At 59.6% G+C, this 9,889-nt stretch carries 12 protein-coding genes, 1 tRNA gene and 1 pseudogene; 12 read left to right on the top strand and 2 right to left on the bottom strand.

The genetic code is table 11. The features are described 5' to 3' along the window. Both JMJ95_RS07525 and rimI read left to right on the top strand, forming a co-directional pair. Positions 1-1,126 (top strand): adenylosuccinate synthase (locus JMJ95_RS07525; RefSeq protein ID WP_290684178.1); only part of this gene is annotated, 1,126 nt, incomplete at its 5' end. 25 nt (positions 1,127-1,151) lie between these two features. Next, on the top strand, positions 1,152-1,631 hold the full coding sequence (gene rimI, locus JMJ95_RS07530; RefSeq protein WP_290684180.1) for a ribosomal protein S18-alanine N-acetyltransferase: 480 nt from the start codon (positions 1,152-1,154) through the stop codon (positions 1,629-1,631). Between the two features lie 14 nt (positions 1,632-1,645). On the opposite strand, the gene JMJ95_RS07535 is transcribed toward rimI, so the two are convergent. Beyond that, a complete protein-coding gene (locus tag JMJ95_RS07535) occupies positions 1,646-2,092 on the bottom strand; it encodes a hypothetical protein (protein WP_290684182.1) in 447 nt (148 codons plus the stop codon). A 568-nt stretch (positions 2,093-2,660) separates the two neighbouring features. Between JMJ95_RS07535 and JMJ95_RS07540 the strand changes: the two genes are divergently transcribed. The 9 genes from JMJ95_RS07540 (at position 2,661) to JMJ95_RS07580 (ending at position 8,807) form a co-directional block, all read left to right on the top strand. After that, positions 2,661-3,032, top strand: coding sequence for a metalloregulator ArsR/SmtB family transcription factor (locus JMJ95_RS07540; RefSeq protein WP_290684184.1), 372 nt, complete (start codon positions 2,661-2,663; stop codon positions 3,030-3,032). Continuing rightward, complete coding sequence (locus tag JMJ95_RS07545) at positions 3,022-3,465, top strand: arsenate reductase ArsC (RefSeq protein WP_290684186.1); 444 nt, start codon at positions 3,022-3,024, stop codon at positions 3,463-3,465. The genes JMJ95_RS07540 and JMJ95_RS07545 overlap by 11 nt, the downstream gene beginning before the upstream one ends. A gap of 19 nt (positions 3,466-3,484) precedes the next feature. Beyond that, positions 3,485-4,312 carry an arsenite methyltransferase gene (gene arsM / locus JMJ95_RS07550; protein WP_290684188.1) on the top strand — a complete coding sequence of 276 codons (828 nt, stop codon included), beginning with the start codon at positions 3,485-3,487 and terminating at the stop codon, positions 4,310-4,312. Positions 4,313-4,390: 78 nt separating this feature from the next. Then, positions 4,391-5,749, top strand: coding sequence for an ACR3 family arsenite efflux transporter (gene arsB, locus JMJ95_RS07555; protein ID WP_290684190.1), 1,359 nt, complete (start codon positions 4,391-4,393; stop codon positions 5,747-5,749). A 63-nt stretch (positions 5,750-5,812) separates the two neighbouring features. Continuing rightward, on the top strand, positions 5,813-6,703 hold the full coding sequence (locus JMJ95_RS07560) for a permease (protein ID WP_290684192.1): 891 nt from the start codon (positions 5,813-5,815) through the stop codon (positions 6,701-6,703). A 12-nt stretch (positions 6,704-6,715) separates the two neighbouring features. Continuing rightward, positions 6,716-6,859 carry a hypothetical protein gene (locus JMJ95_RS07565; RefSeq protein ID WP_290684194.1) on the top strand — a complete coding sequence of 48 codons (144 nt, stop codon included), beginning with the start codon at positions 6,716-6,718 and terminating at the stop codon, positions 6,857-6,859. A gap of 82 nt (positions 6,860-6,941) precedes the next feature. Then, positions 6,942-7,307, top strand: a complete 366-nt coding sequence (locus JMJ95_RS07570; protein WP_290684196.1) for a helix-turn-helix transcriptional regulator — start codon at positions 6,942-6,944, stop codon at positions 7,305-7,307. After that, a complete protein-coding gene (locus JMJ95_RS07575) occupies positions 7,304-7,546 on the top strand; it encodes a thioredoxin family protein (RefSeq protein ID WP_290684198.1) in 243 nt (80 codons plus the stop codon). Before JMJ95_RS07570 ends, JMJ95_RS07575 begins: the two co-directional genes overlap by 4 nt. A 94-nt stretch (positions 7,547-7,640) precedes the next feature. Beyond that, on the top strand, positions 7,641-8,807 hold the full coding sequence (locus JMJ95_RS07580; RefSeq protein WP_290684200.1) for a permease: 1,167 nt from the start codon (positions 7,641-7,643) through the stop codon (positions 8,805-8,807). A gap of 136 nt (positions 8,808-8,943) precedes the next feature. Here the strand turns inward: JMJ95_RS07580 and JMJ95_RS07585 are convergent. Next, positions 8,944-9,019: transfer RNA gene (locus JMJ95_RS07585), tRNA-Val, on the bottom strand. Between the two features lie 627 nt (positions 9,020-9,646). On the opposite strand from JMJ95_RS07585, the pseudogene JMJ95_RS07590 reads away from it, so the two are divergent. Further along, positions 9,647-9,889: pseudogene (locus JMJ95_RS07590) on the top strand (hypothetical protein); the annotation flags it as partial.

Genomic DNA, 9,889 nt, shown 5'->3' on the forward strand with positions numbered 1-9,889 from the left:
CCATCTCCTGCCCTCTGGAATGCTCTATCCCTGCAAGATATGCGTCATAGGCAACGGGGTGGTCATCGATCCCGAACAGCTTCTCAACGAACTGAGAGAACTCCAGGACCGGGGGAAGGACCGGGCGCGGCTCGTCATCAGCGGCGCCGCCCACGTGGTCATGCCGTACCATAAAAAGCTCGACACCGCCCAGGAGAACCAGCGGGGGAAAGGGCGCAAAATCGGCACCACCGGAAGAGGCATCGGCCCCGCCTACGTGGACAAGTACAACCGGTGCGGCGTGCGGGTGGAAGACCTGCTCGACGCCGATTCCCTCCGGGAAAAGCTTGAATACAACCTGGAGGAGAAAAATTTGTTTCTCTCCAAGATTTACGGCGAGGGCCCTCTCCCGTTCAACGAGGTCTTCGAGCAGGCCGTGGAATGGGGCAAGGCCCTGGCCCCCTACGTGGGGGACGCGTCCCTCATAATCGATGAAGCCATACAGGAGGGCCGGGGCGTCCTTTTCGAAGGAGCCCAGGGGACCCTTCTCGACGTGGACCACGGCACCTACCCCTATGTCACAAGCTCGTCGCCCGTGGCCGCCGGAGGGTGCGTGGGGCTCGGCGTGGGACCTACAGCGGTGGATCGGGTGATCGGCGTGGTGAAGGCCTACTGCACCAGGGTGGGCGAAGGCCCCTTCCCGACGGAAGATACCGGGGAGAACGGCAATCGCCTGAGAGAAAAAGGGGCGGAGTACGGAGCCACCACCGGCAGACCCCGCCGGTGCGGCTGGCTCGACCTGGTCGCCCTGCGCTATGCCGTGAGGGTGAACGGCATGTCCTCCATCGCTCTCACCAAGCTTGACGTGCTCACGGGCTTGGAGCGGATTCCCGTCTGCACGGGGTACGAGATCGACGGCAAGGCTGAGAAGCATTTCCCCAGCGGAGTCCATCGCCAGTGGAAGGCAAAACCGGTGTACGTATTTCTCGACGGGTGGAGCGAAGACATCTCGGCGTGCACGGAATTCGGGCAGCTTCCTCCCCAGGCCAGGAAATACGTGGAATATATCGAGACGGCCGGCGGCGTTCCCGTCAACCTGGTCGGTGTGGGGCCCGGGAGGGACCAGACCATTCTCAGGAATTTCTAGAAGGGAGCATTCTTCCATTCTTCCCGTGGAACTGGACTTCTGCTCCTCCGCCGACCTGGACGGTATCTGCTCGGTGGAGGAGCGGTCCTTCTCTTCACCCTGGCCCCGGGCGGTCATCGAGGCCGACCTGACAGGGGACAACCCCTGCCTTTACCTGTGTGCCAGGGGAGGCGGCCGCATCCTCGGCTTCGGAGTCCTTCTCAGGAAGGGAAAAACCGCCGGGCTGGCGAACCTTGCCGTGCTACCCGAATTCCGGAGACGGGGAGTGGGATCCCAGCTTCTGGCCGGACTCGCCGAAATTGCCGTATCCATGGGGTGCAGCCGGATGAGCCTCTATGTCAGACAGTCGAACACCGGGGCGGCGGATCTATACCGTCTCTTCGGGTTTGCGGTTCTCGGGCGGCACAAAGGATACTACGCCGGCGGAGAAGACGCCCTGATAATGGAAGCGCCCCTTCCCCTCCGCCTTCCCGGGGACGGCGGAGACATTCCGCCGCGGGGCTGACTCCTTCCCGCAGCTTACCACGTGGGATCGAAGACGCTCGGCTCGTACTCCCTGACCCTCCGCCGGATTTCTTCCAGGGTTTTCCTCACCCGTTCTCTTCGAATCCGCTCGGCCTCGTCCAGGTATTCCTTCATGTCTCCCGGGTTTCCTTTTCGGGCGCGGACTCCCTGTCTCAGCGAATCAAGATCCCTGCCGTTCTTCTCCGGCCGTCTCCCGGAAGGGCGGGCGCGCCTGGAGGGCATCCCTTCCTCCCCGTTCCCTGAGACCTCTTCACGGTATGCCTCATCGCCGGAACGGACGGAAACACCGGGCAGGATGCCGGGCTCTCCTTCAAACAAAAGAACTGCCTTCCGGCGCCCATCTTCCGGCGAAAGAGACTCTCCGGAAGGAAGGGCCCTGAACATCGCCCCCAGCAGAATGAACACGACCACGGCCCCCCATGCTGCCACGTTCTTTCCCATGTCGTCCTCCTTCTCCCCAGTGTATTATAGATCAAAATCATTCCCGGAATTCTTCCGCCATGTACAGGCCGGAAAGGGGGAAGAGAACATGGAGAAAACGGTCCGCTTTTTCTCCCGACAACCCCTTCGACCCCGGTAGAGACCTCCCTTTTCAATGACGGCCTTCCCGTGGGCGGTCTTTCAGCTCTCCTTCGGGCGAGGCTTTTACTTTGTCCGGACGCCCAGGCTGCCCACTGGTCCGGCATGGTCCAGGGAGCCCCCCGACAGGATTCTCCGCTATCCCGTTCCACCCTGCGGGAGACATCGAGATCGGAAGCCTCCGCCGCCGCCTGCCTGTGAAACCGGCACGGATGTGGGCTTCACAAGCAGGCAGCCGGCGAACGCAGGGAGCCGCGGGACTCGCTTGGGCAGTTGTCACGAACGACAATCTGCACCCCCCGCCCAAGCGTTCCCCGGTGACGCTCTCGCTGCCTGCAGACTTGGGAGGTCGAGGTACCATTGACAGGGAAGGTTCTGCCGTGCTATCATTTCGTCAAATGCAGAAATGAGATAAGGTAGGCGATGCAGTGTGGAATCAATCCTTTTCATCTCAAAAGCCCTTGGTGAAAAGAACAGGCTCAGGGTCTTCCTGGCGCTCATGGACACGGAAGAACTCTGCGTATGCGACGTGGGAGATTTCCTCGGGCTTGCGCCCGCGACCGTTTCCCGCCACATGAGCATCCTCCGCCAGGCCGGGCTCATCGAATCGGAAAAAAGAGGGCGGTGGGTGTACTACCGTATGGGGGCCGTCGATCCCCGGCTGCTCGAGTGGATACGGAACGCCGTGGGGAATGACGGCTTCCCGGCGCGGGACAGGGCCAAAATTAAAGAAATCGTCAGGCTGCACAGGGAGAACGACCTCTGTGAAGTCAGGGGGAGGGAACGACCGTATGAAAAATAAACTGAAGGTGCTTTTTCTCTGTACCGGAAATTCGTGCCGCAGCCAGATGGCCGAAGGATGGGCCCGGCATCTCCGCGGAGACGCCGTGGAGGCCTGGTCGGCGGGGATCGAACCCTGCGGCCTGAATCCAAGCGCCGTGGCGGTGATGAAAGAAGCCGGGGTGGACATCTCCGGGCACAGGTCGAAAAACGTCACCGAACTGCTTGACGTTCCGTTCGACTTCGTGATCACCGTATGCGGCGATGCGGATGAACGGTGTCCCTTCTTCCCGGGAAACGCACGGACCATCCACCGGGGGTTTGACGACCCGCCGAAGCTCGCCCTGGGCAAGGAGACGGAAGAGGAAAAACTGGACTGCTACCGCCGGGTCCGGGACGAAATACGGGCATTCATAGAGGACCTGCCCGGCTTTCTGGAAAACCTTCCTGAATAGAAAAGGAGCTGGACCGGCAATGGACGACATCCGCCAATACGTGAAAGAACGGTACGCCAAGGCAATCAAAAACACTGCTTCATGCTGCGGCTCGGGAGGGTGCTGCTGCGGCACGGGCACGCCCGACATTCCGAGCATGACCCGGGGAAACTACGACGATGAAATACTGGAGAACACTCCGGAACACATGGGCGGCCAGTCCTTCGGCTGCGGCAATCCCTTCACCGAGGCCCGCATCCATCCGGGGGAGACCGTCCTCGACCTTGGGTGCGGCGCGGGGCTCGACCTCTTTCTGGCCTCGGAAGCCACGGGACCCTACGGAAAAGTCATCGGGCTCGACATGACCGACGAAATGCTCGAGACCGCGGCCGAAAACCTCAGGGGGCTGCACAACGTCGCCCTCGTGAAGGGGTACATAGAGGACATGCCCCTCGAGAGCGGCACTGTGGACGTGATCATCTCCAACTGCGTCATCAACCTTTCCCCCGACAAGGGAAAGGTGTTGCGGGAGGCCTTCAGGGTGCTTCGTCCCGGCGGCCGGTTCTGTGTCTCCGACACGGTGTTCCTTCGCCCTGTGACGGAGCGGGCCGTGAAGGACCTCGCCGCGTGGTCCGGGTGCATCGCCGGGGCGCTGCAGGAGACGGAGTATGCCGCTCTTCTGAAGGAAGCGGGCTTCATTGAGGTCGAAGTCCGGCGAACGAAAGTATACAAAATGCCGGACGCTCTGGCCGCCATGACTTTTCCCGAACTCTCGGCCGAAGAACGGAACGAGATCAACGGCGCGCTGGCCAGTGCGCTCATTCTGGGCAAAAAGCCCCCGGAGAAACCCGAAGAGGGGCGAGGCTAACCCTTAAGACGGGCGACCTCCGGGGACCTATCCTCCATCGCGGCGCTTCTTGAAGAGAACGGACTCGCCTCCCCCGGCGTGGTGGAGGCACCGAAGAACTTTCTTGTCCCGGGCCGCTTCGGCATCGCCGCCGTCCGGAGGGAGGATATCCCGGCGCCGCTGATGAAAAGCTCCGCGCTGGACAGGGTCTGCCCCGAGGGCAGCCCCGTCATGAAAATAACTTTTCTTCGGGAGGAGTGCTGGAAAATGGAAAACAAGGCGTGTATCACAAAGGAAGCGAAAGGACTCGGCTTCTTTGAAAAGTATCTCACCGTCTGGGTGGTCCTGAGCATCCTTGCCGGAATCGGGCTCGGCAAAGTCGCCCCCGGCTTCGCAAAGACCCTCGACGGCATGGCTCTCTGGGTGGGAGGGGCTCCGGTGGTCTCGATTCCCATCGCCATATGCCTTTTCTTCATGATGTACCCCATCATGGTGAAGATCGACTTTACCGAGGTCCTGAAGGCGGGAAAGAACATCAGGCCGGTCGGGCTCACCCTCTTCATAAATTGGGCGGTGAAGCCCTTCACCATGTATGCCATCGCCGTTTTCTTCCTCGGGAAGATCTTCATCCGCTTCATCGGGCCAGACGCGGTCGACCTGGTGCGGCTTCCCTTCGGTCTCAACCTCGAGCCCGGCGCTACCTACGGTCTCGGTACGGTGGTCCTTGAAAACGGTGTCCGGATGCTTTCCGTCCCCCTGTGGCGGAGCTACCTCGCGGGCTGCATCCTGCTCGGCATCGCCCCCTGCACCGCCATGGTGCTGGTATGGGGGTACCTCGCCAGGGGCAATGACGGGCACACCCTCGTAATGGTGGCCATCAACTCCCTTACCATGCTCTTTCTCTACGGCCCCCTTGGCGGGTTCCTCCTCGGTGTGGGGCGAATTCCGGTGCCGTGGCAGGCCCTCGCACTCTCCATTGCCGTCTACGTGGCGCTGCCCCTGGCGGCGGGCTACATTTCCAGGAAAATGATCCTCAGGACAAAAGGGGAGGCCTGGTTCCGGGAGAAGTTCCTTCATTACCTGACGCCGGTCACCATCGCGGCGCTTCTCATCACCCTCGTGCTGCTCTTCTCCTTCAAGGGGGAGGTCATCGTCGCCAATCCGCTGACGATCCTGTGGATCGCCATACCGCTCTTTATCCAGACAGTGCTGATCTTCGGCCTGGGCTACTGGCTCTCGAAAAAACTCGGCCTGTCCTACCAGGACGCCGCGCCGTCCGCCATGATCGGCGCGTCCAACCACTTCGAGGTGGCCATCGCCACGGCCACCATGCTGTTCGGCCTCTCCTCCGGCGCGGCCCTCGCCACGGTGGTGGGCGTGCTCATCGAGGTGCCGGTGATGCTGATGCTGGTCAAGTTCTGCAACAACACGACGCACTGGTTCCGGCAGGGGTATTAGAAGCTTCTCCAGTCCGGGAAGGAGCGGTTTTCTGATGAAACCTGATCTGAAAGAAGGAGTGCTATGAATACGTTCGTCGTTTCGCTTCAGTTCTTCGCGTTCATCTTCCTCGAGCTGACGGTTCTCTTCCTCGGGGTGAGCACGCTCGTCGGGCTGATCTTCGAGTACATATCCGACGACGCGATCCGCCGCAGGATGTCTTCGAAAGGGCTCCTCGGAAACTTTCTCGGAGCGGCCCTCGGGGCAATAACGCCCTTCTGCTCCTGCTCAACGATTCCCATGACGGTGGGCTTCCTTCGCGCCGGAGTACCCTTCGGGGCGACGCTCTCTTTCGTCCTCGCTTCGCCTTTGTTGAATCCGGTCATCATGGTCATGTTCTGGGCGCTGCTGGGGTGGAAAGCGTGCCTGACCTACTGGGCAGTAACCTTCGTGGTCGCGATGTTCAGCGGAATGCTGCTTGAATCCTTCGGCTTCGCCGGGGACGTGAAGAACGTCCGCGTCAGCGGAGGGCACGGCGCTCGGGAGCCGCTTCCCTCGTTCGGGGCGAAGCTCCGACGGGCATTTTCGGGCGCGTGGGCCGACTTTCGGGGCGTCCTTGCCTATCTCCTTGTCGGCGTCGGCATCGGCGCGGCCATTTACGGCTACGTCCCGAACGACTTGATCGTCACTATAGCCGGACCGCAGAACCCGCTGGCCATACCTGCCGCCGCTATCATCGGTATTCCGCTCTATGTCCGGGCGGAGACGGTAATTCCCATCGGCGTCGCCCTGATGGAAAAGGGCATGAGCCTCGGGGCGGTGGTTGCCCTCGTCATCGGAGGAGCGGGGATGAGTATTCCGGAGATGAGCATGCTTGCGGGGATTTTCAAGACCCGCCTCGTGTGCGTCTTCGTCGCGCTGGTTTTTTCGACTGCCGTCATGGCGGGCGTGGTTTTTAATTTCATTCAGATATAGGAGGCGGTTGTAATGGCGGAAAAGAAAGAGGGTTTCTTCGGCAGGCTCTTTGGAGGCGGCTGCGGATGCGGGTGCTGTAACGTGAAGATTGAAGAAGTTCCGGAAGATGAATCAGTGAACAAAGAAACAGCACAGGAGAAAAAGGAAGAAAAGTAAACCCTGTGGAGAAGGGGATCCGGGAAGGTTCCCCTTCAGTTGGTCTTTTTTATGTGGTAACATTGCCACATAATGGGGGCGATTGAAAACAAAAGAAAAACTGCAGGAGGAAAAAGCGGCGATTCTGAAAGGGATTGCCCATCCGGTCCGCCTTCGGGTAGTGGAAGCCCTTGCCTGCCGGGAGATGTGCGTCTGCGAAATTGCCGAGCTCTTCGATTTTGACAGGACCACCATCAGCAAGCATCTTTCGCTGATGAAAGGCCTGGGCATTCTGGACAGCCGGAAGGACGGACTGAACGTGATGTACAGCCTGAGGATGAAATGTCTCGCCTCCCTTCTTTCCTGCGTGGAAAAAGTGGTTCTTGGGCAGGAGGCGGACATGTCCGCACTGTTCTGCGGGTGCGGTTCTTTATCAAACAATGACCGTGAGGAGGAATTAAACGCATGAAAATACAGATCCTGGGGACGGGGTGCCCTAAGTGCAAAAAACTGGCCGATCTGGCCGAACAGGCCGCCAGAGAGCTCGGGCTCGCCTACGAGCTTGAAAAGGTCACGGAGATTCCGAAAATCATCGCTTTCGGAGTGGTGGCGACACCGGGGCTTGCGGTCGACGGCAAGGTTCTCGCAGCCGGGAGCCTGCCCTCTTATGAAAAGGTGAAGGAACTTCTTGCGGCTTCGGCGAAATAGCGTAGAAAGACGAGTCCCCGGGACGACCGGGGGTTTTTTTTGAACAGTTTGAGTGAAGAAATTGTCACATATTTGCATTGGAGATGATTCGTTCATGAGCGACCGCAAAAAGTTTTTCTGGATTGCATTGTTCTTCCTGACCTTTTACTTCCTCCCCGAGGGAAATGAACGGGTGATCGCCGGTCTTACGGAATCGGTGGCCATGATGGCCGACTATGCCAGGGAACACGTTCTTCTCTGCCTGATCCCCGCATTTTTCATCGCGGGTGCCATTTCGGTGTTCGTGAGCCGGCAGTCGGTGATGAAGTATCTGGGGGCAAAGGCGAAGAAAGGGATTGCTTACTCCGTGGCCTCCGTCTCCGGGACGGTGCTCGCAGTGTGTTCCTGCACCGTGCTGCCCCTCTTCGCCGGGATTTACATGCGGGGCGCCGGGCTTGGCCCGGCGACAGCATTTTTATACTCCGGACCTGCAATAAATGTGCTGGCCATCGTTCTCACGGCCCGGGTGCTCGGCCTTGAGCTGGGCATCGCCAGGGCGGTGGGGGCGGTAATATTCAGCGTGGTGATCGGTCTTCTCATGGCGGCCATTTTCGGCAGGGAGGAACAGACCCGACAGGAGGGGTTCGCCCAGCTCCCTGAGGAAGAGGGCGGCCGCCCTCTATGGAAGACCGTTGTGTACATGGCGGGCATGGTGGTTTTTCTCGTCTTCGCCAACTGGGCGGCGCCGAAGACCTCCAGCGCCTTCTGGGAAGGGGTTTACAACCTGAAGTGGGTGCTCTCAGGGGCAGGAATTGCCGTCACGGTGCTGACCGCATGGATGTGGTTCACCCGTGACGAGCGGCAGGACTGGTATGCGTCCACGTGGGGATACGCTCTCCAGGTCATGCCCCTGCTCTTCGGCGGTGTTTTGGTGGCGGGCTTCCTGCTGGGCCGTCCCGGCCACGAGGCTCTCATCCCGAGCCGCTACGTGGCCATGCTCGTGGGAGGGAACTCCCTCGGGGCCAATTTCTTCGCCTCCATTTCCGGCGCGTTCATGTATTTCGCCACCCTCACCGAAGTCCCCATCCTCCAGGGACTGCTCGGCGCCGGCATGGGCAAGGGGCCTGCTCTCGCGCTGCTCCTGGCAGGCCCGGCCCTCTCCCTGCCGAGTATGCTGGTCATCAACAGCATCCTGGGGCCCAGGAAGACGGGAACCTATGTCGTCCTGGTAGTCCTTCTTTCCACGGTGGCGGGCATGCTGTTCGGCATGGTGTCTTCCTGACGGGAAAGGCGTGGTTTCTAAAGGCGGGCAGGCTGATTATCCGGTAAGGACCGGGGCGTTCCAGACCTCTTCCCTGGTAAAAAAAGCCTGGTAAAAAAAAAGGCTCCGGTACACTACCGGGGCCTCTGTCTATTCATGGTGGGCGATACTGGGATCGAACCAGTGACCTCTTCCGTGTGAAGGAAGCGCTACTTCCGCTGAGCTAATCGCCCGAAAACAGGGGGTATTATACCGTGTCTTTGCCCGCTTTGCAAGCCGAAAACTTTCCCCTAAATCCGCACCCTAAAAAATAAAAAACCTCTCTGGACTGTTCGGAGAACAGTGGTAAGGTAGTGTTTAGGAAGGCACAACCCTTCACCAGAGAGGTGCAATCATTATGACTGAAAAGGCGAAGAAAATCCACATTGAAATGAAGACCTAAATCCGCTAATTTTTCCGGCCTAAATCCGCAGGCACCGGTGACACTCCCCGCTGCCTGCGGATTTAGGCCGGACATGAGGATTTGCCCTCCCCGGGGGAGAAGAGATTCCGTTCTGCGCGCTTTGCGGGGACACCTCCGGGGGCGGCGCGGGAAACCGGCATGGATGTCGATTTCCCAGGCAGGGAGCCGCGGTGATCGCTCGGGCAGTTGCCATGGCCGACAATCCGCGGAGACGCCCCGCGATCACCAATGGCGCTCCCCGCTGCCCGCAGATTGAGGCCTTTGGTAGAAACCGTCTTGGTTCATCATTCTCCGGGAATTCTTACTGAATTTATGATAGAACTATGGGAGAACGGAACTTAATTCACTTTCTATTTTTTCCATGAGGAGTATAATCATTTCGGCAGGTGATGGCTGATTGACCGATATTTCAGATTTGGGAAAGGTTCCCGACCTGTGGGAATACTGGGGGTTTTCTCCCTGGAATTCCGATGGAATGAAAGGAGTCTACCGAAGGGTTACGTTCGTAAAAAACGCGCTGATCGGCGAGGTTTGCAGATATTACGCGGACGACTATATCATATGGGGCCACAACGGGAAGGCCGACAGGCAGCGGATTCTGAAGACCTGCAGGCCCCAGCCCGATCTCATGACGCAGCGC

Origin of the sequence: Aminivibrio sp. (assembly GCF_016756745.1) — a bacterium.
Taxonomy (GTDB): domain Bacteria; phylum Synergistota; class Synergistia; order Synergistales; family Aminobacteriaceae; genus Aminivibrio.